Raw genomic sequence first — 22,870 nt, forward strand, 5'->3', positions numbered from 1 at the left:
GCAGATAACAAGACAGGGAGAGAAGCATGTTTCACGGCGGGCTGCTGGTAGCCGTATCACTACTCTATATTGCCGTGCTGTTCGGCATTGCCTGGTACGGCGACCGCCGGGCGCGCACCCATGGCGCCAGCCGCCGCCGCCCCATCATCTACAGCCTGGCGCTGGCAATTTACTGTACGTCCTGGACGTTTTACGGCGCGGTGGGCCAAGCCGCCACGGCAGGCTGGTCGTTTGCCAGCATTTTCGTCGGGCCAATTCTGACGTTCCTGCTGTTCTGGCCGGTACTGGCCAAAATGATTCGCGTTGCCAAGCACCAGAACGTCACCTCCATTGCCGACTTCATTGCGTCGCGTTACGGCAAGACGCAGTCGCTGGCCGCCTTTGCCAGCCTGGTGGCGCTGATCGGTACGCTGCCCTATATCGCCCTGCAGCTAAAAGCCGTCTCGACCAGCTTCAGCGTGTTGACCGATGCACAGGACCTCACCCACACCCCGCTGTTTGCCGATACGGCGTTTTATGTGGCCATCGTCATGGCGATCTTTGCCATCCTGTTTGGTACGCGCCATACCGATGCCACCGAGCACCATGAGGGGCTGATTCATGCGGTCGCCTTCGAGTCGCTGGTCAAGCTGCTGGCCTTCCTGGCGCTGGGGGCCTTCGTCACCTGGGGCATGTTCGGCGGGCTGGGTGAGTTGATGGGTCATGCGGAAAGTCAGCTGGAGCTGCAGCGCCAGTTGGCTAACCAGGATTTCGGCCAGAGCTTCTGGGCACAGACACTACTGGCCATGCTGGCCATCCTCTGCCTGCCACGTCAGTTTCACGTGGCGGTAGTCGAAAACATTCACCCGGACGACGCCAGTAAGTCGCGCTGGCTATTCCCGCTCTACCTGCTGGCCATTGCCTTCTTCGTGGTGCCGTTGGCCGCCGCGGGACTGATGCTATTCTCGGAAAGCGGCGTCGAGCCCGACACTTACGTGCTGGCGCTCTCCATGGCCTCCGGCCAGCAGTGGCTGACCCTGCTGACCTTCATTGGCGGTTTTTCCGCAGCCACCGGCATGGTTATCGTGGCCGCAGTGGCGGTGTCCATCATGATCTCCAATGAAATCGTCATTCCGGCCCTGTTCCGGCTGCGCTGGTTCGACACCAAGGCCCGAGACTACGGGCGGTTGGTACTGCGCGCCCGCCGCCTGACCATCATCGCCGTGCTGGCCATGGCCTACGGTTTCTATCAGCTGATTGGCGAGTTCACCTCGCTGGCTTCCATCGGCATGCTCTCGTTTGCCGCGGCCGGGCAATTTGCGCCTGCCTTGATCGGCGGGCTGTACTGGAAACGCGGCAACCGGCTGGGCGTCGTCATCGGCATGAATGCCGGCTTTGCCATCTGGGCCTACAGCCTGCTGATGCCGGCCATGATCAACGCCGACGTGCTGCCCCAGGCATGGCTGTTAGGCGGGCCACTGGGCATCTCCTGGCTCTCGCCCACAGCCCTGTTCGGCCTCAACCTGGGCGACCCGTTCACCCACGGGGTGATGCTCTCGCTGGGCATCAATCTGTTCTGCTATATCTTCGTCTCGCAGATCACCTCCCAGCGCGTGGTCGAGCGCATTCAGGCGTCGCTGTTCGTCGATAGCGTCGAGACCCGCCAGACCTCGGTGAACCGCCCCTGGACGGGCGCGACCACGGTAGGCGACTTGAAGGTACTGTGTGAGCGCTTCCTCGGGGCAGGCCAGGTGGACCGCGCCTTCGAAGACTACGCCCGCCGGGCGGGCAAACCGCTGGACGACGGCACCCGCGCGTCCATTGACGTCATCCAGTTCACCGAACGCTTCCTGGCGTCGGTGCTGGGCGCCTCGTCGGCGCGTATCGTGGTGAACTCGGCGCTGCAGGGGCGCGGCATCGGCATTTCCGATGTGATCTCCATCGTCGATGAAGCCTCCCAGGTGCTGGAGTTCAACCGCGCCCTGCTGCAGGCGACCATCGAAAACATCAACCAGGGCATCAGCGTGGTCGACCAGAACCTGCGACTGGTGGTGTGGAACCAGCGCTATCTGGAGCTGTTTCGCTTCCCCGACCACCTGATTCGAGTCGGCGCCCCCATGGACCGCATCTTCCGTTACAACGCCCATAATGGCGAGTATGGCCCCGGCGACCCGGAGGAGCATGTCCAACTGCTGCTCGACAACATCCGAGCAGGCCAGCCCCACCGCTACGTGCGTTACCGCCAGGATGGCAGCGTGCTGGAAGTGCAGGGCAACCCCATGCCCGGAGGCGGCTTCGTCTACACCTATCAGGACATTACCCAGCAAAAGCGCATCGAAGAGGCGCTGATTCGCTCTGAAAACAATATCCGTATCTATACCGATAACGTACCGGCGCTGATTGCCTACTTCGATAAGGAGAGCCGCTACCTGTTCACCAACCGCGCCTACGAGCAGGCCTTCAGCATTGATCGTAACGCGGTCATCGGGCGTCGCTATGAAGACGTCCTGCCGGTCAATCAGGCCGAAGAGCGGCTGCCCTGGGTACAGCGAACGCTGGCCGGTGAGCGTGTCAGCTTCGAAGTCTCCATGCGCGTCAATGATGCCATGCGTTACATGCTGGTGACCTATACACCCCACTTTGGCGACAGCCAGTCGATTTTAGGCTTTTTTGCGCTGTATCAGGATATTACCGAACGCCGCCAGGCCGAGATTGCGCTCAAGGAGACCAATGAAACCCTGGAGGAGCGCGTCAGAGAGCGCACTCAGGCGCTTTCAGAGGCCAACGCCGCTCTGCGCCAGGAGAACCGGGTGCGCGCAGAAGCGGAGCAAGCGCTGCGCCAGGCCAAGCTGCTGGCCGAGGATGCCAACGCCTCGAAAACGCGCTTTTTGGCCGCTGCCAGCCACGATCTGCTGCAGCCGCTGAACGCTGCGCGCCTGTTTACCTCGGCGCTGATGCAAAACGTCACCGCCAGCGATACCCAGCGCACCATTGGGCATATCGACAACTCGCTGCAGGCCGCCGAAGAGCTGCTGGGTACGCTGCTGGATATCTCCAAGCTGGATGCGGGCGCGCTGACCCCACGCCGCAGCCACTTCGCGCTGGCCGACATCTTCCGCCCGCTGCGGGCCGAGTTCGAAGTCATGGCCGACGACCGCGGCCTGGACCTGGACGTCGTCCCCACCCAGAAGTGGGTCGACTCTGACCCGCAAATGCTGCGCCGTATCGTGCAGAACTTCCTCTCCAACGCCATTCGCTACACTCAGGAAGGGCGCGTGTTGCTGGGCTGCCGCCGCCAGAGCGAACGGCTGCTGATCGAGGTATGGGATAGCGGCCCCGGCATTCCCGAGTCCAAGCTCACCGAGATTTTCCAGGAGTTTCGTCGTCTCGATCAGGTGTCGCGTCACAAGGAGAGCGAAAAAGGGCTGGGGCTGGGACTGTCCATCGCTGACCGCATGAGTCGCGTGCTGGACCACCCCATCAAGGTACGCTCCTGGGAAGGCGTCGGGACGGTCTTTTCGGTGAGCGTGCCCATCGTGGCGGCCAAGGAGATGGCGCCGATAGAGCAAGAGGCTGGCCATCGCCGCAGTGGCAACAAGCTGGCGGGCACCCGCATCGTCTGTATCGACAATGAAACCCTGATTCTGGAGGGCATGACCGCCATGCTGAACGGCTGGGGCTGTGAGGTCTTCACCGCCACCAGCATCGGAGGGGCCAAGTCGATTCTGCGCAACATGGATGGCGACCCGGATGCCATTCTGGCGGATTACCATCTGGATAACGAAGTCACCGGCCTGATGGCTCTGGAAGCCCTCAGCGAGCGCTTCGAAGGGGCCGTGCCGGGCATCGTGATCACCGCTGACCGCACCGAAACCGTGGCCGAGGAGATCAAGCGGGCGGGGTACCACATGCTCCTGAAACCCGTGAAACCCGCCGCCCTGCGTGCTCTGCTGACACGCACCCTGCAGGCCAGTCGGGCCAAACTCTGACCCTGCCCCTGACAAAGCCACAGCTAACAAAACGCCGCGCCTGGAGAATTCCAGGCGCGGCGTTTTGGTTGCCTACCGTCGCGATCAGGACTCGACTTTGGGCGGCTCCACTTCCAGCTTTTGCGCGGCGATGACCGCCTGGGTGCGCGAGTGAACGCCCAGCTTGCGCAGAATTGCCGTGACGTGCGCCTTGATCGTGGCTTCCGAGACATTCAGCTCATAGGCAATCTGCTTGTTGAGCAGACCTTCGGTGAGCATGTTCAATACCCGGAACTGCTGGGGAGTCAGCGACGCAATCGCTTCGGCAAAACGCGACTCCTCTTCGCTGGTCTCTTCCAATACGTTGGCCAGCGCTTCAGGCAACCAGACTTCCCCCTGCAGAATTTCGCCCACGGCTTCGGCAATCAGCTGCAGTGAGGAGGATTTGGGGATGAACCCGGACGCCCCGTAGTCGATGGCGCGCCGCACCACGTAAGGCTCATCGCTGCCGGACACCACGGCAACGGGAATATCGGGCATCTGCCCGCGCAGCTGAATCAACCCCGAAAAGCCGTGGGCTCCCGGCATGTGCAGATCCAGCAGGATCAAATCCGCATCGGGATGTCGGTTGACGACCTCTGTGGTGGCTTCCATGGTGTCGGCTTCGACGATCTCGGCCTGGGGGGCCAACTGGCGCAACGCTTGGGTAAGCGCTGCGCGAAACAGCGGATGGTCGTCAGCGACGATAAACTTATGGGCTACTGCCATGGATTTTCCTCCGGTTCCTCGAGCAGCGGGGTTGCCTGCCGCCGCGACGCTAGGCTCATACGGTTGAGGCATGGTACCCCATGGGCTTCATCATGCCCAAGCATCACATGCACAATTTGTCATTGGAACGTCATTCAAACAGAAACAGCGGTGCCGGCTCATGGCCGGCACCGCAACAGACTAACGCAGTTTGCCCTGATTTAATAAATCCAGGCGTGACGCTGGTCATTGAAAGCAGCCCCCACAAGACGATTCATGGGGGTGCTTCCCTTACTGGTTGGCACGATGTTCGATCAGATCATCGACCACCGACGGGTCTGCCAGCGTACTGGTATCGCCCAGCCCATCACACTCGTTGGCCGCGATCTTGCGCAGGATGCGTCGCATGATCTTGCCCGAACGGGTCTTGGGCAGCCCCGGCGCCCACTGGATGACGTCCGGCGACGCAATGGGGCCGATATCTTTACGCACCCACTGGGTCAGCTCTTTCTTCAGTTCGTCGGTAGGGTCCACACCATCGTTCAAAGTCACGTAGATATAGATACCCTGACCCTTGATGTCATGGGGGAAGCCCACCACGGCGGCCTCGGCCACGGCGGAATGAGCGACCAGCGACGACTCGATTTCGGCGGTGCCCATGCGGTGGCCAGAGACGTTGAGCACGTCGTCCACACGGCCGGTGATCCAGTAGTAGCCGTCCTCGTCGCGGCGGCAGCCGTCACCGGTGAAGTACATGCCGTCGTAGGTGGAGAAGTAGGTCTGCACGAAGCGCTCGTGATCCCCCCAGATGGAGCGCGCCTGCCCCGGCCAGGAGTCGAGAATCACCAGGTTGCCCTCGCTGGCCCCTTCCAGCGTCTGGCCCTCGTTGTCCACCAGTGCGGGCTTGACCCCGAAGAACGGTGTCGTGGCCGAGCCCGGCTTGAGGTCGGTAGCCCCCGGCAGCGGCGCAATCATGATGCCGCCCGTCTCGGTCTGCCACCAGGTATCCACGATGGGACACTTCTCGTTGCCGATGACCCGGTAGAACCACTCCCAGGCTTCCGGGTTGATCGGCTCACCCACCGAGCCCAGCAGGCGCAGCGAGTCGCGCTTGCTGGAATCCATCACGCGGTCACCATGGGCCATCAGCGCACGGACGGCGGTCGGTGCGGTATAGAGGATGTTGACCTGGTGCTTGTCGACGATGTCGCCCATCCGGCCATGGGTCGGATAGCTGGGCACGCCTTCGAACATCAGCGTCGTGGCGCCGTTGGCCAGCGGCCCGTACACGATATAGCTATGCCCGGTGACCCAGCCCACGTCGGCGGTACACCAGTAGATCTCGCCGTCCTGGTAGTCGAAAATATATTGATGGGTCATGGCGGCATAGGTCAGGTAGCCGCCAGTGGTATGCTTCAGCCCTTTCGGCGCGCCGGTAGAGCCTGAGGTATACAGAATGAACAGCGGATCTTCTGCGTTCATGGGTTCGGCCGGGCACTCGGTCGACTGCTGATCGACCAGCTCGTCGAACCACAGGTCACGGCCTGCCTGCCAGTCGATATCGCCCCCGGTGCGTTTGACGACCAGCACGTTCTTGCACACGTCGGTGCCATCACGGGTCAGCGCCGAGTCGACGTTCTCTTTCAGCGGCACATGCTTGCCACCGCGCACTGATTCATCGGCGGTGATCACCAGCTTGGAGTCCGCACCAATGACGCGCTGAGCCACGGCATCCGGGGAGAAGCCACCAAAGACCACCGAGTGCACTGCGCCGATCCGCGCACAGGCCAGCATGGCCATGGCGGCTTCGGGAATCATTGGCATATACAGCGTGACCGTATCGCCTTTCTGGATGCCCAGCGATTTCAGGCCATTGGCCAGCTGGTTGGTACGCTCGTACAGCTCACGGTAGGTGATGTGTTTGGATTCACTGGGATCATCGCCTTCCCAGATGATCGCCGTCTGGTCGCCACGCGTGGCCAGATGGCGGTCCAGGCAGTTGGCGCTGACGTTCAGCTCGCCATCTTCGAACCAGCGAATATCGACGTTGTCGCGGGCGAACGAGGTGTTCTTGATCTTGCTGGGGGTCTTGATCCAGTCGAGACGCTTGGCTTGCTCGGCCCAGAAGCCTTCAGGGTCCTCCATGGACTGCTGATACATTGCCGCATACTTGTCTTTGTCGGCCCATGCCTTGGCTGCGATGCTATCGCGCACTGGATAGACGTTCTGATGCTCGCTCATGAAATTGCCTCTGTCCGTGAAAATGCACTCTCGTGGAAGTTGTGTCGGTCTTGTTATTGGTGGCACCGACCCGGCTAATCTTTACCTAGCATAAACCTCCCGATGACGGCTTCCCCTTAGACATTGGTATTAACATTTTTATTTTAAAAAACATGCACTTAAAACATGTTTCCAGGATTCATCAAGCACTGTAGACCAAGGTCTGATGACAATGTCGGCAGCGATACCGCTGCCCTTTTACCACTAAGGCATGACGTCTGGCCGTAAAGGCGTGGGTCTGGCAGGCGCACTGGTAGCGGTAGGGCCGCGACTGCGCCTGGCCGATATCGAAACGGTGGGTAACCCGGGGTTCCAGCCCAAACAGGTCACGCATGACAGTTTGCCACTCCCGGCCATGGGGTTTCAAACGGGTGCCGTTGGCCAAGTGAAAGACCAGCCAGTGGGCCATTTCATGGGGGATCACCTCGTCGAAGAAGGCCATGCGGTTGGCCGCCATCAGCACGGGATTGAAGCGCAGCCCTTGTCTGCCCCAGTGGGCCTGCCCAGCCCCTGCGCCCTTCAGGTCGAACCAGACCCCGGGGGTCGGTAGCGTCGGATACACTTCCCGACAGCGGGCCAGCGCTTCCGCGACCCGTTCACGGGCGGCGGAAGCCAGCGCGGGTGGTGACAACGCTTCCAGCTCATCAGCAGGCCAGGAAGGCAGTGGTGTGGTGTTCATTAGTGATAAACTAACCGTCAAGATGTTGTTCGATTCAAGATACCCGATGAGGCTTTTCATGGCAGAGCGCAACAACGAGCCCCCCGCAACCGCTTCCGACAGCGTGCCACCCCAGCCGCTGCTGGAAGATGAGCAGCTGGACAGGCTGGACGACTTTCTCGATTCGGACCGCGTGGGCGAAGATGCCCTGGACCTGATCTCGGCCCATGGCTTCCTGGTGGCCCTGGCCGTGGCGCCCAGCGAACAGCCCCGCGATGCGTGGCTTGCCGAGCTCTTTCAGGGCGAGCCCAACTACCAGAACGACGCCGAACGCGACGAGGTCACGCACCTCCTCTGCCTGCTGCGTGATAACGCCATGGCGGTGCTGGAGCAAGGCGGTCTACCAGAGCTGCCCTTCGAGCTGACCCTGGATGGTCTGCCCGCCGAAGAGACCCCCATCGGAGACTGGTGCGCAGGCTTCATGGAAGGCGTGTTCAGCGACGAAAGCGCCTGGTTCCAGGAGGACGAAGAGGCTGCGGCCACCCTGCTGCTGCCCTTCATGCTGCTCTCGGGTCTGTTTGATGACGAACCCGACATGGCCGAGATGGCCAGCGACCAGGCCAATCAGGAAGCGCTGGTGGCCCAGCTACCCGAACTGGTGCTCGACCTCTACCTGCACTACCGCGTGCCCCCCGAGACGCCCAAACCCAAGCCCCGCAAGAAAACCCCTGCCAAGGGCAAAAAACGCAAGTAGCCGCTACTTGAGCCGCGTCACCAGGCCATCCAGCGCGCCATACACCCACTCCCGGGCGCGCTGCCACCAGGGCCGCGCGGCCCAGGCCTGGGCATCCACCTCGTCACTGGCAGCAAAATTGCGCTCGAACAGCTCGCGCACGTCGTTGGCGAAGGCAGCATCTTCCACCTCCTGATTGGCCTCCAGGTTCCAGTGCAGGTTCCAGTGGTCAAAGTTGCAGGAGCCCAGGCTCACCCAGTCGTCTGCCAAAGCAAACTTGGCATGAATAAAGGTGGGCTGGAACTCGAAGATACGCACACCCGCCTTCAGCAGGCTGTGATAAAAGCGCTGGCCTGCGTAACGTACGCCGGGGTGGTCATGTTTGGGACCGGGTAGCAGCAGGCGAACGTCCACCCCGCGTCTGGCCGCGCGCACCAGCCGCCGACGCAGCGAAAAGGTCGGCACGAAATAGGGCGTACATAGCCACAGCCGTTGGCGAGATTGGTGGACCCGCGCGTAGAGTGAGTGCCGAATGGCCTGATAGCGATAGCCACGGCCCGAGATGACCCTGCCCCTGACGCCCTCTTCGTGCGGCTTGGCTACCCGCGCCTCCGGCAGTGCCAGACGCGGCCCTTGCGGGGACGCATAGCGGGTCAGCCGTGAGCGCCACAAGTGACGAAACAGCGCCTCCCAATCGGCCACCACGGGCCCCTGGATCCGGGCGGCGATTTCGTACCAGGCCTCCAGGAATTCATCCACCGCGCCAAACCCGCCCGTGAAGGCTACCTCGCCATCCACCACCACGATCTTGCGGTGGTCACGGCTCAGGTTGCGTGCCAGCGAGTGGAAGCCAATCGGATTGAACAGCTGCAAGGCCACACCGGCCTCCTGCAGCCGTTCACGATCCTCGCGCTTCAGCCCCATGGCGCCATAGCCATCCAGCAGCACATACACCTGCACGCCACGCTCGGCCGCGGCCACCAGTACATCGATCATCTGGTCGGCCAACGCCCCCGACTCCATCAGGTAAAGCTCTACGAAAACATAGTGCTGGGCCTGATGGACGGCGTCGAACATGGCTGGCAGAAAGCGCGACGCTTCCGGCAGAAGCGTCACACGGTTACCTTCTCGCCACGCGTACTGCATAAAGACTCCTTCTCTTGCGCCCTGCCTGCAGGCCGCCTTAGCGGCTCAAGGAGCGGTGAACATACAGGTCATAGCGGCTGGTTTTGCCTTCGATTGTATGCTGCGGCGCAGGACCTGCAATAGGCGGTGCCTTGCGCGGGCGCTTGACCACCACCCGGTGAGTGGCCACCGCCAGCGCCGCTTCCAGCAAGCGCGGGGCGTCATCGTCCGTTCCGGCCAGTTCACGAAACAAGCGCATTTCCTTCTTCACCAGCGCCGATTTCTCGCGATGGGGAAACATGGGGTCCAGATGCACGACCTGCGGGGTGAACTCGGCGCTGGCCACCAGCGCCGCCAGCGCCTCACAGGCATCGCCATGACGCAGCTGCATACGCGCGGTGATGGGCGCCGTCTCGGCGTCCCTGGCCGCCCGGGCCAGGCCATCCTCCAGCAGCGCGGCAATGGCCTGCACGCGCTCGACCATCAGCACCTCGGCACCCAGGCTGGCCAACACGAACGCGTCACGCCCGAGCCCTGCCGTGGCATCCACGATGCTTGGCGTCACGCCTTTGGAAAGCCCGCACGCCTTGGCCACCAGCTGGCCGCGCCCACCGCCAAACTGACGCCGATGGGCCGCCTTGCCGGACACGAAATCGACGCTCAAGGGCTTGCCGTACTGGCGCTCGTCACCGACCAGCGCCAATCGGCCATCGCGCTCTTCCAGCGTCAGCCCCGCGGGCAGCGCTATCGGTGGGCGCGCCGAGCTCATGCCGGCTTTTTCCAGGCCACGTCGTTACGCAGGTAGACGGGCTGCGCTTCATGGGCGGCGACACCCAACCCTGCGTCCAGGTCCCGCGCGGCCAGCCAGGCCATCTCTTCGGCGCGCGGCTCCAGGTCGTCGCTGAGGTGCAGGGTCATGCCCACATGCACTGCCACATCGAAAGCGTCCCAAAGCGCAAAGCCCGAGCCGACCCCGACCCAGTCGGTTTCATCGGATGGCAGCCTAAAAGCGCCTGGGGCCAGTACTCGCTCATCGCTTTGCGGGCTGACCACGTCATTCAGGCAGTGCCAGCTGGCCACGTAAATTTCACCCATTCGGGCATCCAGCGCGGTCACCACATGGCGAAAGTGATAGCGGCGATGCACCTGCAGGGCCAGGGACTCCAACGTCGAGATACCCAGCAGCGGGCGCTCCAGGCCGAAGGCCAACCCCTGGGCCGCTCCGGCGGCAATGCGCAGGCCGGTAAAGGAGCCCGGCCCACGGCCAAACGCGACGGCGTCCAGCTGCCCGGGCACAATGGCGGCGGTAGCCAGCAGCTCGTCGACCATCGGCATCAAGCGTTTGGTATGGGCGCGCGGCGTCATTTCGTAACGCGCCAGGCACTCGGACTGATCACTCTCCTGACGCAGCAGCGCGGCAGAGCAGGCACTGGAGGAGGCATCCAATGCCAGAAGATATCGCGACGACATAACCGTGTGGCACTCCGAAAAAAATAGGCCGCCAGTATACCGTCTGGCGGCCTTGACGACGATGGCCCGCAGGGAACCTGCGGGCCATCGTCAGTCGACAATCTTTACCAGGCTCAGCTCAGCGCTTCTTTCACCTGGCGGGTGATATCGGCCACGCTGCCCACCCCTTCCACGCGGTGGTATTGAGGTGCAGCGGCCGGGTCCTCTTTGGCCCACTGCTGGTAGTACTCCACCAACGGAGCCGTTTGCTCGTGGTACACCGACAGACGGTTGCGCACGGTAGACTCCTGATCGTCTTCCCGCTGGATCAGGGCTTCCCCGGTGACATCGTCCTTGCCCGGCTCTTTGGGCGGATTGTGGTCAATGTGGTAGACACGGCCCGAGGCGGGGTGAACGCGGCGTCCGGCCAGACGGCTGACGATCTCTTCGTCCGGCACGGCGATTTCCAGCACGTGATCGAGCTTCACGCCGCCTTCTTTCATGGCATCGGCCTGGGGAATGGTGCGGGGGAACCCATCAAACAGGAAGCCGTTGGCGCAGTCCGGCTGGCTGATGCGCTCCTTGACCAGGTCGATGATGATTTCGTCGGACACCAGCCCACCACTGTTCATGATCTCCTTGACCTTGAGTCCCAGCTCAGTGCCGTCCTTGATGGCGGTGCGCAGCATATCCCCGGTGGAAATTTGGGGAATCTTGAACTGCTCACAAATAAACTGAGCTTGAGTCCCCTTCCCCGCGCCGGGGGCACCCAACAGGATTAAACGCATGGCACTGCTCCTTGAATGTTCGTACTTGATTGGTGGTGATCGAATAAATCAATGAATCGACAATAACCGTGCCGTTCAGGCGACACAACTCCCCAAAAGCCTGAAAGGCCGATTATTTTGCGTTTTTTCAAGCGAAAACAGCAAAGTGGCGATGGCTAGTACTTTGGTCACGCTGGTTTACTGCTGACGCCATAGAAACACAAGCGGCGCCCATGGGGGCGCCGCTTGTGGCTTGCTCGTGGTCTGATTACAGCAACAGACGACGGATATCGGTGAGCACGTCTGCCAGGAAGGCAGTGAAGCGTGCCGCATCGGCACCGTTGATCGCCCGGTGGTCATAGGAGAGCGACAGCGGCATCATCAAGCGCGGCTGGAAGGCACTGCCATCCCACACCGGCTTCATTTGCGCTTTCGACACGCCCAGGATCGCCACTTCAGGCGCATTGACGATAGGCGTGAAGGCCGTGCCACCGATCGAGCCCAGGCTCGAAATGGTGAAGCAGCCACCGGTCATCTCGTCGCGCTTGAGCTTCTTGGTCTGCGCTTTCTTGCCCAGCTCTGCCATTTCCTTGGCGATCTCGATCAAGGATTTCTTGTCGGCATCGCGCAGTACGGGCACCATCAGGCCATCCGGCGTATCCACCGCGATACCGATATGCACGTACTTCTTCCAGACCAGCGTATCGCCGTCGCCTTTCAGGCTGACGTTGAACTGCGGGTACTTGCGCAGTGCAAAGGCACACGCCTTGACCAAAAACGGCAGCGGCGTGAGCTTCGCCCCCTGGGCTTCGGCCTCGGCCTTCATCGCCTTGCGGAAGTCTTCCAGCTCGGTGATATCGGCTTCGTCGAACTGGGTGACGTGAGGCACGTTGAGCCAGCTGCGATGCAGATTGGTCGCCCCCATCTTGAGCAGGCGGCCCATCGGCTTCTCTTCCACTTCACCGAACTGGCTGAAGTCGACTTCCGGCACGGCAGGAATACCCGCGCCACCTGACGCTGCTGGTGCGGCGGCCTGGGCGCTGCCCTGGTTGGCTATCACCTGCTTGACGTAGGCCTGCACGTCTTCCTTGAGCACGCGCTCTTTCGGGCCGCTGGGCTTCACCAGCCCCAGGTCGACACCCAGTTCGCGGGCCAGCATGCGTACCGCCGGGCCAGCATGTACCAGCTTGCCGTCACGGGGCTTGTGCGCTGCCATTTGCGCTTCTGGGCTCGGCGAGCCGCCACTGACCGCAGGCTTGGCGCTGGCCGCGCTGGCACTGCTTTGCGATGCCTTTTCAGGCGCCGCTTTCTTCGGCGCGGCCTGCCTGGCGCCCGCCACTTCCATGTAGCCAATCACGTCGCCTTCGGAGACGGTATCGCCCTCCTTGACAGTCAGCTCGACGAGTTTGCCCTTGTAAGGGCTGGGCACGTCCATGGAAGCCTTGTCGGACTCCAGGGTGATCAGCGGGTCTTCGACGTCGACTTCGTCGCCTACCGACACGCCAATCTCGATGATGGGCACGTCTGCAGAGCCGGAAAGATCCGGTACGCGGATCTCCTTGCGCTCTGGCTCACCGCTGCCACTCTCTTCTTCAGCCGCTTCTTCTTCGGCGGGTTCGCTGGCAGGGGCAGGCTGTTCGGCCTTGGCAGGCTCTTCGTCGGCAGCGTCATCGCCACCGGCGATTTCCATCTTGCCGATGACATCGCCTTCCGACACGGTATCGCCTTCCTTGACGGTCAAGGAGACGATTTTTCCGCTATGCGGGCTGGGCACGTCCATGGAAGCCTTGTCGGACTCCAGCGTGATCAGCGTGTCTTCGGCGTTGACGTCGTCGCCTTCGCCAACGGCCACTTCGATGATCTCGACGTTGTCGGAACCACCCAGGTCAGGCACCTTGATATCAACGGTCTGCTTGCCACCACTGGCTTTTTTCGCTGCCGGTGCAGGGGCCTCTTCCTGCTTGGGCGCAGGCGCTTCCTCGGCGGCACTGTCAGCCTTGGCTTCCGGTTCGGCATCGCTGCCGCCTTCCACTTCCAGCTCGACGATGTCGTCTCCCTCGGAGACCTTGTCGCCCTCTTTCACCAACACTTTGACCACCTTGCCGCCTGTCGGGGCCGGTACATCCATGCTGGCTTTGTCGGATTCCAGAGTGATCAGGGTGTCTTCCGCTTCAATGACGTCGCCTTCTGACACCGCAATCTCGATGATTTCGACATCGGTATCGCCACCGATATCGGGAACTTTGATGATTTCGCTACTCAAGGTCGCGCTCCTTCCAAATCGGATCGAGCCGGCGGGCAGTGGCCCGCCGGGCAGCGGTTTAGCTGGTCAGCGGGTTCGGCTTGTTGGCATCGATGCCGTACTTCTTCAGCGCTTCACCAACGTGCTTGCGATCAATCTCACCGCGATCGGCCAGCGCGCGCAGCGCCGCAACGGTCACGAAGTAGCGATCCACTTCGAAGAAGTAGCGCAGCTTCTCGCGGGTATCGGAACGGCCAAAGCCATCGGTGCCCAACACGGTGTAGTCGCTGGGCACCCAGGCGCGTACCTGGTCCGCATACAGCTTCATGTAGTCGGTAGAGGCAATCACCGGGCCATCACGACCTTCCAGGCACTGGGTGACGTGAGGCTTGCTGGCCTCGGCGTCCGGGTTCAGGAAGGCTTCGCGCTCCAGCAGCAGCGCTTCGCGGCGCAGCTCGTTGAAGCTGGTGACGCTCCAGATATCGGCCCCGATGCCCCAGTCGTTGGTCAGCAGTTCGGCAGCGGCTTCGACTTCACGCAGGATGGTGCCCGACCCCAGCAGCTGAACGCGGCCTTTGTCACCCTGAGTCTCCTTGAGCAGATACATGCCCTTGACGATATCGTCGACGGGGACGTTCTCGAGCTCGGGGTGCTCGTAGTTCTCGTTCATGACGGTGAGGTAGTAGAAGCACTTCTCTTTGTCCGTGAACATGCGCTTCAGACCATCCTGCACGATGACCGAGACTTCGTGAGCATAAGTCGGGTCGTAGCTGCGGCAGTTGGGGATGGTAGACGCCTGGATCAGGCTGTGGCCATCCTGGTGCTGCAGACCTTCGCCGTTCAGCGTGGTGCGCCCGGCGGTACCGCCGACCATGAAGCCGCGTGCCTGCAGGTCGCCTGCGGCCCAGGCCAGGTCACCGATACGCTGGAAGCCGAACATCGAGTAGTAGATGTAAAACGGCAGCAGCGTGACGTTGTTGTTGCTGTAGGAAGTGGCGGCCGCAATCCACGCGGACATGGCGCCAGCTTCGGAGATACCCTCTTCGAGAACCTGACCTTTCTGGTCCTCGCGGTAGTACATGATCTGGCCTTTATCGACCGGCTCGTACTTCTGACCTTCCGAGGTGTAGATACCCAGCTGACGGAACATGCCTTCCATACCGAAGGTACGCGCTTCGTCGGGGATGATCGGTACGACCTGCTTGCCCAGCTGCTTGTCCTTCACCAGGCCGTTCAGGATACGCACGAAGGCCATGGTGGTAGAGATTTCGCGGCCTTTGGAACCGCCCATCTGGGAAGCAAACGTCTTGTCTTCCAGACCGGGGATTTCCAGCGCTTCGAAATCGCTGCGGCGGCTCGGCAGGTAGCCGTTGAGACGCTCGCGCTGCAGGTGCATGTACTTGAGCTCGGGAGAGTCTTCTTCCGGCTTGTAGTACGGGACTTCCTTGAGCTGTTCGTCGGTCAGCGGAATGCCGAAGCGGTCGCGGAATTTCTTCAGCGCTTCGTACTCCATGCTCTTGACCTGGTGCGCTTCGTTGGCCGCTTCGCCATCGCCGCTACCCATACCGTAACCCTTGACGGTATGCGCCAGGATCACCGTGGGCTTGCCGTTGGTGGTGTTGAACGCTTCGTGATAGGCCGCATAGACCTTGAACGGGTCGTGACCGCCACGGTTGAGCTTCCAGATATCCTCGTCGGAGAGGTCCTTGACCATCGCTTCGGTTTCCGGGTACTTGCCGAAGAAATGCTCGCGGGTATAGGAACCACCGTTGGCCTTGTAGTTCTGGTACTCGCCGTCGACCGCTTCGTCCATGCGCTTCTGAAGGATGCCTTTCTTGTCCTTCTCGAACAGCGGATCCCAGTGACGCCCCCACACTACCTTGATGACGTTCCAGCCGGCACCGCGGAAGACGCCCTCTAACTCGTCCATGACGCGGGAGTTGCCGCGCACCGGGCCGTCCAGACGCTGCAGGTTGCAGTTGATGACGAAGATCAGGTTGTCCAGATTTTCGCGGCCAGCCAGCGAGATGGCACCCAGCGATTCCGGCTCGTCGCACTCGCCGTCGCCCATGAAGCACCAGATCTTGCGGTCTTTCATGTCTTTCAGTTCACGGTGATGCAGGTACTTCATCACGTGAGCCTGATAGATGGCCTGGATCGGGCCAAGGCCCATGGACACCGTGGGGAACTGCCAGTAATCAGGCATCAGCCAGGGATGGGGGTAAGACGACAGGCCGTCACCATCCACTTCACGGCGGAACTTGTCCATCTGCTCTTCGGTCAGACGGCCTTCCAGGTAGGAACGCGCGTAGATACCCGGTGCCACGTGGCCCTGGATATAGATCAGGTCGCCTTCGAAGTCCCCCTTGGGGGCGCGGAAGAAGTGGTTGAAGCCCACATCGTACAGCGTGGCCGACGACATGAAACTTGCAATGTGACCACCCAGCCCAGGATTGGCACGGTTGTTACGAATGACCTGAGCAATGGCGTTGTAACGGATCAAGGAGCGAATACGACGCTCCATGAACAGATCGCCAGGCATCGGGGCTTCGCGATGAACCGGTATCGTGTTGCGGTGGGGGGTTGTCACCGAGAAGGGCACCTTCATCCCGTCCCGGCGCAGGCGATCCGCCAAGCGGGTCATCAGGTAGCGGGCGCGATCTTCGCCCTCACGATCCAGCACCGATTCCAGGGATTCCAGCCACTCCTTGGTTTCGACCGGATCGAGATCTTCTCTTGTCTCCAGACTCATAGAGGTCTCTCCGAATGACGATAAATGACAATGAGCCCCGCCAACCCTTCGGGCCTGGGGCGGCTGCGGTGTGTGGCCACCACAGGCCTGTGAATAGCCGACGCGATGCATCGAGCAGGGGATTTTCACCCTACATTCAATGAGCTACGCTTTCATGAATGTAGTTAAGCTACAGGTATTTGGTAAAAATTAGCCTTTTGTATATGCGAAGATACCGCAAAGTCGTCACGCTGCCAATTGCGGCACGCCGCAAAAAGCCATCGAAAACAAACTATTGCACTGCAACATAAGCGTTTTATAGGACCTTGGTCGCTACGACTTAGGATACCTTCCTGTAACCAAACTACCGTTTCATTTGTTGCTAAAAGAACCACTTATTTGCCCCGTTTAACCGTCTATTGGGTGGGTGCCATCAAGCGCTGGCGGAAACAGGCGCTGGCGGAAATAGGCCCAGTCGAAGGCGGGCCCCGGGTCGGTCTTGCGCAAGGGGGCCACATGAGCATGACTGGTGATCCGCTCAGCGGTCAGCGCCGGGTAACGCGCCATCAGCCAGTGCGTGGCCTCGGCAAGCGCCACATACTGCGCCTCGCTGAACGGCGTCTGGTCATCGCCCTCCAGCTCGATTCCTACGGAGAAGTCGTTCAAGCGTGTCCGCCACGCCTGTTCAGCCGGGTCCCACCAGCGCGATTGCCCGGCGTGCCAGGCGCGCTGGTCGATGTCGACGAACTGAACGCACTCGCCATCGCGGCGAATCAGCAGGTGCGCCGACACCCGCAGGTGCGCAATCGTAGCGAAGAAGGGGTGCTCGTCGGGCACCAGCCGATTGGTGAACAGCGCCTCGACGGCGTGACCCGAGAACTGCCCGGGGGGCAGGCTGATCGCGTGAAGCAACAGCAGCGACACTTCCTGCTCGGGCCGCGCATCCTGGTTGGGTGACACGACCTGTCGAGCCTTGGCCCATTGGCCCGGGGATGCGAGCTGGTTCATTCGGCTTACTTGCTCCTCTACGTTCGCGTTGTGTTTCACTATAATGCCTTTCACCCAAGATCACGCTTCGAGAACCCACTGCTATGCATTATCAAACCGCGCTTGATGAAGAGATTCGCACCTGCGTACCCCGCTGGCTGGCGGAAGACCTGGGCACCGGGGACATCACCGCACAGCTGATCCCTGAAAACCAGTGGGCCACCGCCAAGGTGATCACCCGCGAACCGGCGGTCCTCTGCGGCGTTGCCTGGGTCGAGGAAATTTTCCGCTCTCTGGACGAGCGCGTCACGCTACGCTGGCAGGCCAGCGATGGCGAGTTGCTGGAGGCCCAGCACTGCTTTCTGGAGCTCGAAGGCCCCGCCCGCAGCCTGCTGACCGGCGAGCGCGCCGCGCTGAACATTCTGCAGACGCTGTCTGCCACGGCCACCGCCACCCGCCGCTACGTGGACCTGATCGAGGGTACCAGTGTGCGCCTGCTGGACACCCGCAAAACGCTGCCGGGGCTACGCCTGGCACAAAAGTACGCGGTCACCTGCGGCGGTGGCCATAATCACCGCCTGGGCCTGTGGGATGCCTTCTTGATCAAGGAGAATCACATCGCGGCCTGTGGTGGCATTCAGGCCGCCGTGGCGCAGGCCCGCAAGCTGGCCAGCGACGTACCGGTGGAAGTGGAAGTCGAAACCTTCGAAGAGCTGGACCAGGCGCTGGCGGCGGGCGCCGATATCGTCATGCTGGACAACTTCGACATCGAAGACCTGCACGTAGCGGTAGAGATCAATGGGGGTCGCGCCACCCTGGAAGCCTCCGGCAACGTCGATGACTCGACGCTGAAAGCCATTGCGGACACCGGCGTGGACTGCATTTCCAGCGGCGCCCTCACCAAGGATGTGGCCTCCGTCGATCTGTCGATGCGCATCACTCAAACCTTCAACGTTTGATCGTCAGGTTTCCACCGCGCTGAGCTGCTTGACCAGCCGGTAGCGCTGGAGCATCTCACCACTGCGCTCGACCCACTGCTCGCCGAGGTTATCGTAGCCACGGCGCTGCAGTCGTTCGAGCAGCATCCGGCTGGCCTCGATTTCCACCTGCGCCACGCCATGCTCCAGCAGAATGCGCTCGGCATGGATCAACAGCGTGGTGCCGATGCCACGCCCCGCCAGCGACGGCCAGATGTAAAGCGTTTCAATGCGCCCACCGCTCACGTCCAGCTCGAGAAAGCCAACGCAGCGGCCATCGCAGGCGGCCACCAGCGTCGTGTAGAGCGCCTGACGCGCCGCCCAGGCGGTGCCTTCACGGGGCAGCGCATGGGCCCAGGCGCGCCGCTCGGCCAGCCCATAATGGTTGGCCGCGCCTTGCATGACGGCATGATAGAACACTTCGGCCTGGTCGGCGGCGTCCTTGGCCAGCGCCGCGCGATACGTGACGCGGGCCGTTGGCGTGGATGCCGGTGAAGAAGGGTCGATGTTGGACATACGTTGCCTCAATGGGGTGACCGCTGGCCGTCAAGCGCAGCGCTGTGTCGGTTCCGTTGGCTAGTCTATACTCATCGCCCTGGCGGGCAACCCGTGCCAGCCGAGCTTGAATTCATCGAGCGTGCGTCGCCATGCCACCATGCACAAGCGCGCTGACACGCAAAAGGGAGTGCCATGCACGATTCTCGGGGCCACGGGCCGTTTTCGATCACGCCCATTGGCCATATCATCAGCGACTACCCGGACAAGTTTGGCGTGCCTCGCCAGCCTGGCTTGGCCCCGGCCGCCCATGCGCGCCTGGTACTGGCCCACCCTTTCGACGACCCACTGACCGTACGCGGGTTGGAAGACTTCAGCCACCTGTGGCTATCGTTCATCTTTCACCAAAGCCCCGAACGCTGGTCGCCCCTGGTACGCCCGCCTCGGCTGGGGGGAAACCGCAAAGTGGGCGTCTTCGCCAGCCGCAGCACCCATCGCCCTAACCGGCTGGGGCTGTCGCTGGTCGCGCTCTCCGGTATCGAGACCGGGCCCGGCGTGACGCTTCACCTGGCGGGCTGCGACCTGGTCAGCGGCACCCCCGTGGTGGACATCAAGCCATACCTGCCCTGGGCAGAGGCCATTCCCAGCGCCCAGGCGGGGTTTGCCCCTCAACCGCCGGAGACGGTGGCCGTGGTGTTCTCGCCAGAGGCTCACGGCGTGCTATCTCTACGCCAGGATGGCGCGTCGCTGCGGGCGCTGATCGAGCAGGTGCTGGGCCAGGACCCCCGCCCTGCTTATCAGCGGGGCGGACAGGCCGAACGTCTTTACGGGGTGCGCCTGCGCAATGTCGATGTGCGCTTTCGGGCGCTGACCGCCGCCGAAAACGACGCCACCACCCTGGAGGTGGTGGCGATAGAGCCCGAAGACCGCAAGTGACCATGGCGCCAGCGAGCGGCCCCATGGCAAGCCTGACGGATCAGGCGGGGAAGGTGATACCCAGGCGACGGCCGACTTCTTCATAGGCCTCGATGACCCCGCCCAACCCCTGACGGAAGCGGTCCTTATCGAGCTTCTCACGGGTATTGGCATCCCACAGGCGGCAGCCATCCGGAGAGAACTCGTCGCCCAGCACGACTTCGCCCTTGAAGAGACCGAACTCCAGCTTGTAGTCCACCAGCAGCATGTCGCCCTCGGCGAACAGCTGCTTGAGGATGTGGTTCACCTTGAACGTGAGCGCCTTCATCTTGCTCAGCTGTTCCGGCGTGGCCCAGCCAAAGGTTTCGGCCAGCGACTCGTTGATCATCGGGTCGCCCTTCTCGTCGTTCTTCAGAAACAGTTCGAAGGTGGGCGGATTGAGCGCAATGCCCTCTTCCACGCCCAGACGCTTCACCAGCCCACCCGCGGCAATGTTACGCACGACACACTCGACGGGAATCATCTCCATCTTCTTGACCAGACTTTCGGTGTCGGAAATCTGCTGCTCGAAGTGGGTGGGGATGCCGCCCTCTTCCAGGCGCTGCATGATGTAGGCATTGAAGATGTTGTTCACCATGCCTTTACGGGCGAGCGCCTCTTTCTTCTTGCCATCGAAGGCACTGGTATCGTCACGAAAATGCAGTACCAGCAAGTCAGGGTCGTCGGTGGTGTATACGGATTTTGCCTTACCGGCATAGAGTTCCTGGCGCTTTTCCATGGGGGCTCCGTCTAAAATCAAGGTCTAAGAGTTAACGTAAGTAGCCGGAGACACGCTCGAGCAACTCGCGCTGGTCATCTGCACTGAATCCACGCTCGCTGGCATTGACGGCACGCAGCACGGTCTGGTTGCCCTCCGGCTGGAGCACGAGGCGAATATTCTGGGACATGCGGCGCACGTCCTGGCTGAACACGATCTGCAGCGGGTTACGTCCACGCTCGGTCTCGGTCATGTATTCGACCAGGAACTCGTAGTCGTCAGCCGAGGCTTCCAGCAGATCACGCTGGCCTTCCTGGGTGAAATCCAGTGCCAGGTAGTGGTTCATTTCAGCCCACACGCGTTCGATGGGCTGCGGAATCAGAACTTCCCACTCATCGCCCTGCTGACGCATTTGCAACGTTTGCTCACTGGCAAGGCGTTGCGCAGTCCAGGAGGATGCGCTGGCCGTTGCGCTACGCGCACCGAGGTACTGCTCCAGCGCCGCCACACAGCTCTCGACGCTCTGTCCACCCTGCTCGCAGCGCACTTCGCTGCTGCCGGCACGCAGGGCGCTCTGCAAGCGCAACGTGGCTTGAGGCGTCACGATGACGCCCTGGGTCGCACTGCTCTCCTGAACGCCCAGTTGGCGACTGCGCACGAATCCCTCCAACTGAGGCCATACCGCGCCGGGGTCTGCAGCGACCACCAGCCAGACCTGGTCACCCGCCTGACGCCGCTCGACGTACTCCGGCTCCAGCCCGCTGCCTAGCGCCAGAGAAGGTGGCGGACCGATACGCGCGACTTCATCGACACGCGACCCTTGCAGGCCCGCTTGAGGAACCGGCATGGCATCCCGATAACGCTGAGTATTGCGCGTTTCCGGCAAAACGAGAGGCGGCGCTGGCGCGGCTTCGGTGTAGTCCAGGTTACGGTCGTGGTAGTACCCGTCACGCGCGCAGCCCGCCAGCGTGACGGTTGCAGCCAGCGCCAGCGGAATCCATTTCAGCGCACGTTTTTCTAGCACAGAGCTCATCAAGCCACCTTAACAGTCATCAGGTCATTTACCCGGCAGGTACATCGTCACCGGGTAGCAAATGCGTTCGCAGCGCCTGGGCTTACTCCTTGATCACACCCGCCAGTTGCAGCGCTTCGTTTACCGTACCGTGGTACTTTTCGGACAGCCAGGTCAGCGGCAGACGAATGCCCTGCTCCATGTAACCCATGCGATTCAGCGCCCATTTGACGGGGATCGGGTTGGACTCGATACCCAGATTGGTATGCAGCGGCATCAGGCGCGTATTGATCTGATGGGCCTTGTCGGCATCCCCTGCCACCGCGGCGGCGCACAGCTCGTGCATCGCCTTGGGCGCCACATTGGCGGTGACCGAAATGTCGCCATGTCCGCCCATCAGCATGAAATCACAGGCCGTGGCATCGTCACCGGAGTAGAGCATGAAGCCGCTGCCTTTCAGGCGAGAGATTAGATCCTCGGCGCGCTCAAGGTTCCCGGTGGCATCCTTCAAGCCGATGATGTTGTCCACCTCGGCCAGGCGAATCACGGTTTCGTTGTAGAGATCCGAGCAGGTACGTCCCGGCACGTTATAGAGGATGACCGGCAGTTTGCTGCCCTTGGCCACTGCCTTGAAGTGCTGGTACAGGCCTTCCTGAGTAGGCTTGTTGTAGTAAGGGCACACGGAGAGACAGTAATCGGCGCCTACTTCGCTGGCATAGCGCGCCAGCTCGACCGCTTCCGAGGTAGCGTTCGCGCCGGTACCGGCAATGACCGGGATACGCCCATTGACCTCTTCCACGACGCTGCGGATCACATCGAAGTGCTCGGCAAACGACATGGTGGTGGGCTCACCGGTGGTGCCTGCGGCCACGATGGCATCGGTACCGTTCTCGAGATGGAAGTTCACCAGGCGACGAAGCGCCTCCCAGTCGATGTCGCCATTGACCTTCATCGGCGTCGCCAGGGCGACAATGCTGCCTGTGATCATCCGTATTTTCCTCACCTGCAAAAAAGTGGAACTCGCCCGGCCAGGCGGGGTGGCATGGCC

The 22,870-nt window shown here is 61.8% G+C and carries 18 protein-coding genes; 4 read left to right on the forward strand and 14 right to left on the reverse strand.

Annotated elements, in window-relative coordinates:
* Nucleotides 1-26 precede the first annotated feature (26 nt).
* The gene (locus tag B7L72_RS03865) at nucleotides 27-3,968 is read left to right on the forward strand and encodes a NahK/ErcS family hybrid sensor histidine kinase/response regulator (RefSeq protein ID WP_081192650.1); all 3,942 of its coding nucleotides are present in this window, start codon (nucleotides 27-29) and stop codon (nucleotides 3,966-3,968) included.
* A gap of 84 nt (nucleotides 3,969-4,052) precedes the next feature.
* Here the strand turns inward: B7L72_RS03865 and B7L72_RS03870 are convergent, their stop codons facing one another.
* The 3 genes from B7L72_RS03870 to B7L72_RS03880 all read right to left on the reverse strand — a co-directional run bounded on the left by B7L72_RS03870 (nucleotide 4,053) and on the right by B7L72_RS03880 (nucleotide 7,653).
* Nucleotides 4,053-4,715, reverse strand: a complete 663-nt coding sequence (locus B7L72_RS03870; protein WP_016916171.1) for a LuxR C-terminal-related transcriptional regulator — start codon at nucleotides 4,713-4,715, stop codon at nucleotides 4,053-4,055.
* A 270-nt stretch (nucleotides 4,716-4,985) separates the two neighbouring features.
* Complete coding sequence (acs, locus tag B7L72_RS03875; RefSeq protein ID WP_081192652.1) at nucleotides 4,986-6,935, reverse strand: acetate--CoA ligase; 1,950 nt, start codon at nucleotides 6,933-6,935, stop codon at nucleotides 4,986-4,988.
* 181 nt (nucleotides 6,936-7,116) lie between these two features.
* Nucleotides 7,117-7,653, reverse strand: a complete 537-nt coding sequence (locus tag B7L72_RS03880) for a SprT family zinc-dependent metalloprotease (protein ID WP_081136307.1) — start codon at nucleotides 7,651-7,653, stop codon at nucleotides 7,117-7,119.
* 58 nt (nucleotides 7,654-7,711) lie between these two features.
* Between B7L72_RS03880 and B7L72_RS03885 the strand changes: the two genes are divergently transcribed.
* Nucleotides 7,712-8,386 carry a YecA/YgfB family protein gene (locus B7L72_RS03885; RefSeq protein WP_081136309.1) on the forward strand — a complete coding sequence of 225 codons (675 nt, stop codon included), beginning with the start codon at nucleotides 7,712-7,714 and terminating at the stop codon, nucleotides 8,384-8,386.
* A gap of 3 nt (nucleotides 8,387-8,389) precedes the next feature.
* Here B7L72_RS03885 and B7L72_RS03890 read toward each other — a convergent pair whose 3' ends face one another.
* The 7 genes from B7L72_RS03890 to ampD form a co-directional block, all read right to left on the reverse strand.
* The gene (locus B7L72_RS03890) at nucleotides 8,390-9,511 is read right to left on the reverse strand and encodes a phospholipase D-like domain-containing protein (RefSeq protein WP_081192654.1); all 1,122 of its coding nucleotides are present in this window, start codon (nucleotides 9,509-9,511) and stop codon (nucleotides 8,390-8,392) included.
* A 37-nt stretch (nucleotides 9,512-9,548) separates the two neighbouring features.
* Nucleotides 9,549-10,259 carry a class I SAM-dependent methyltransferase gene (locus tag B7L72_RS03895; RefSeq protein ID WP_081136312.1) on the reverse strand — a complete coding sequence of 237 codons (711 nt, stop codon included), beginning with the start codon at nucleotides 10,257-10,259 and terminating at the stop codon, nucleotides 9,549-9,551.
* Nucleotides 10,256-10,960 carry a tRNA (adenosine(37)-N6)-threonylcarbamoyltransferase complex dimerization subunit type 1 TsaB gene (gene tsaB / locus B7L72_RS03900; protein WP_081192656.1) on the reverse strand — a complete coding sequence of 235 codons (705 nt, stop codon included), beginning with the start codon at nucleotides 10,958-10,960 and terminating at the stop codon, nucleotides 10,256-10,258. Before tsaB ends, B7L72_RS03895 begins: the two co-directional genes overlap by 4 nt.
* Before the next feature lie 113 nt (nucleotides 10,961-11,073).
* The gene (adk, locus tag B7L72_RS03905; RefSeq protein ID WP_081136315.1) at nucleotides 11,074-11,727 is read right to left on the reverse strand and encodes an adenylate kinase; all 654 of its coding nucleotides are present in this window, start codon (nucleotides 11,725-11,727) and stop codon (nucleotides 11,074-11,076) included.
* 247 nt (nucleotides 11,728-11,974) lie between these two features.
* A complete protein-coding gene (gene aceF / locus B7L72_RS03910; protein ID WP_081192658.1) occupies nucleotides 11,975-13,969 on the reverse strand; it encodes a pyruvate dehydrogenase complex dihydrolipoyllysine-residue acetyltransferase in 1,995 nt (664 codons plus the stop codon).
* A 58-nt stretch (nucleotides 13,970-14,027) separates the two neighbouring features.
* Nucleotides 14,028-16,700, reverse strand: coding sequence for a pyruvate dehydrogenase (acetyl-transferring), homodimeric type (gene aceE, locus B7L72_RS03915; RefSeq protein ID WP_081192660.1), 2,673 nt, complete (start codon nucleotides 16,698-16,700; stop codon nucleotides 14,028-14,030).
* Between the two features lie 387 nt (nucleotides 16,701-17,087).
* Complete coding sequence (gene ampD / locus B7L72_RS03920) at nucleotides 17,088-17,687, reverse strand: 1,6-anhydro-N-acetylmuramyl-L-alanine amidase AmpD (RefSeq protein WP_081192662.1); 600 nt, start codon at nucleotides 17,685-17,687, stop codon at nucleotides 17,088-17,090.
* A gap of 83 nt (nucleotides 17,688-17,770) precedes the next feature.
* On the opposite strand from ampD, the gene nadC reads away from it, so the two are divergent.
* A complete protein-coding gene (gene nadC / locus B7L72_RS03925) occupies nucleotides 17,771-18,625 on the forward strand; it encodes a carboxylating nicotinate-nucleotide diphosphorylase (protein WP_081192664.1) in 855 nt (284 codons plus the stop codon).
* Nucleotides 18,626-18,628: 3 nt separating this feature from the next.
* Here the strand turns inward: nadC and B7L72_RS03930 are convergent, their stop codons facing one another.
* On the reverse strand, nucleotides 18,629-19,159 hold the full coding sequence (locus tag B7L72_RS03930) for a GNAT family N-acetyltransferase (RefSeq protein WP_081136324.1): 531 nt from the start codon (nucleotides 19,157-19,159) through the stop codon (nucleotides 18,629-18,631).
* A gap of 174 nt (nucleotides 19,160-19,333) precedes the next feature.
* Here B7L72_RS03930 and tsaA point away from each other — a divergent pair, with 174 nt between their 5' ends.
* The gene (gene tsaA / locus B7L72_RS03935; RefSeq protein ID WP_016916158.1) at nucleotides 19,334-20,074 is read left to right on the forward strand and encodes a tRNA (N6-threonylcarbamoyladenosine(37)-N6)-methyltransferase TrmO; all 741 of its coding nucleotides are present in this window, start codon (nucleotides 19,334-19,336) and stop codon (nucleotides 20,072-20,074) included.
* Nucleotides 20,075-20,114: 40 nt separating this feature from the next.
* Here the strand turns inward: tsaA and purC are convergent, their stop codons facing one another.
* From purC to dapA, 3 genes are all read right to left on the reverse strand, one after another.
* On the reverse strand, nucleotides 20,115-20,831 hold the full coding sequence (purC, locus tag B7L72_RS03940) for a phosphoribosylaminoimidazolesuccinocarboxamide synthase (protein WP_016916157.1): 717 nt from the start codon (nucleotides 20,829-20,831) through the stop codon (nucleotides 20,115-20,117).
* Nucleotides 20,832-20,862: 31 nt separating this feature from the next.
* The gene (locus tag B7L72_RS03945; protein WP_081192666.1) at nucleotides 20,863-21,843 is read right to left on the reverse strand and encodes an outer membrane protein assembly factor BamC; all 981 of its coding nucleotides are present in this window, start codon (nucleotides 21,841-21,843) and stop codon (nucleotides 20,863-20,865) included.
* Nucleotides 21,844-21,925: 82 nt separating this feature from the next.
* On the reverse strand, nucleotides 21,926-22,810 hold the full coding sequence (gene dapA, locus B7L72_RS03950) for a 4-hydroxy-tetrahydrodipicolinate synthase (RefSeq protein ID WP_081192668.1): 885 nt from the start codon (nucleotides 22,808-22,810) through the stop codon (nucleotides 21,926-21,928).
* Nucleotides 22,811-22,870 lie beyond the last annotated feature (60 nt).

Source organism: Halomonas sp. BC1 (assembly GCF_002078135.1).
GTDB lineage: Bacteria > Pseudomonadota > Gammaproteobacteria > Pseudomonadales > Halomonadaceae > Vreelandella > Vreelandella stevensii.

Bases quoted from the DNA above. Each gene is read 5' to 3' on its own strand.
- B7L72_RS03865 (WP_081192650.1), top strand. From the start codon at position 27: ATGTTTCACGGCGGGCTGCTGGTAGCCGTATCACTACTCTATATTGCC.
- B7L72_RS03870 (WP_016916171.1), bottom strand. From the start codon at position 4,715: ATGGCAGTAGCCCATAAGTTTATCGTCGCTGACGACCATCCGCTGTTT.
- acs (WP_081192652.1), bottom strand. From the start codon at position 6,935: ATGAGCGAGCATCAGAACGTCTATCCAGTGCGCGATAGCATCGCAGCC.
- B7L72_RS03880 (WP_081136307.1), bottom strand. From the start codon at position 7,653: ATGAACACCACACCACTGCCTTCCTGGCCTGCTGATGAGCTGGAAGCG.
- B7L72_RS03885 (WP_081136309.1), top strand. From the start codon at position 7,712: ATGGCAGAGCGCAACAACGAGCCCCCCGCAACCGCTTCCGACAGCGTG.
- B7L72_RS03890 (WP_081192654.1), bottom strand. From the start codon at position 9,511: ATGCAGTACGCGTGGCGAGAAGGTAACCGTGTGACGCTTCTGCCGGAA.
- B7L72_RS03895 (WP_081136312.1), bottom strand. From the start codon at position 10,259: ATGAGCTCGGCGCGCCCACCGATAGCGCTGCCCGCGGGGCTGACGCTG.
- tsaB (WP_081192656.1), bottom strand. From the start codon at position 10,960: ATGTCGTCGCGATATCTTCTGGCATTGGATGCCTCCTCCAGTGCCTGC.
- adk (WP_081136315.1), bottom strand. From the start codon at position 11,727: ATGCGTTTAATCCTGTTGGGTGCCCCCGGCGCGGGGAAGGGGACTCAA.
- aceE (WP_081192660.1), bottom strand. From the start codon at position 16,700: ATGAGTCTGGAGACAAGAGAAGATCTCGATCCGGTCGAAACCAAGGAG.
- ampD (WP_081192662.1), bottom strand. From the start codon at position 17,687: ATGAACCAGCTCGCATCCCCGGGCCAATGGGCCAAGGCTCGACAGGTC.
- nadC (WP_081192664.1), top strand. From the start codon at position 17,771: ATGCATTATCAAACCGCGCTTGATGAAGAGATTCGCACCTGCGTACCC.
- B7L72_RS03930 (WP_081136324.1), bottom strand. From the start codon at position 19,159: ATGTCCAACATCGACCCTTCTTCACCGGCATCCACGCCAACGGCCCGC.
- tsaA (WP_016916158.1), top strand. From the start codon at position 19,334: ATGCACGATTCTCGGGGCCACGGGCCGTTTTCGATCACGCCCATTGGC.
- purC (WP_016916157.1), bottom strand. From the start codon at position 20,831: ATGGAAAAGCGCCAGGAACTCTATGCCGGTAAGGCAAAATCCGTATAC.
- B7L72_RS03945 (WP_081192666.1), bottom strand. From the start codon at position 21,843: ATGAGCTCTGTGCTAGAAAAACGTGCGCTGAAATGGATTCCGCTGGCG.
- dapA (WP_081192668.1), bottom strand. From the start codon at position 22,810: ATGATCACAGGCAGCATTGTCGCCCTGGCGACGCCGATGAAGGTCAAT.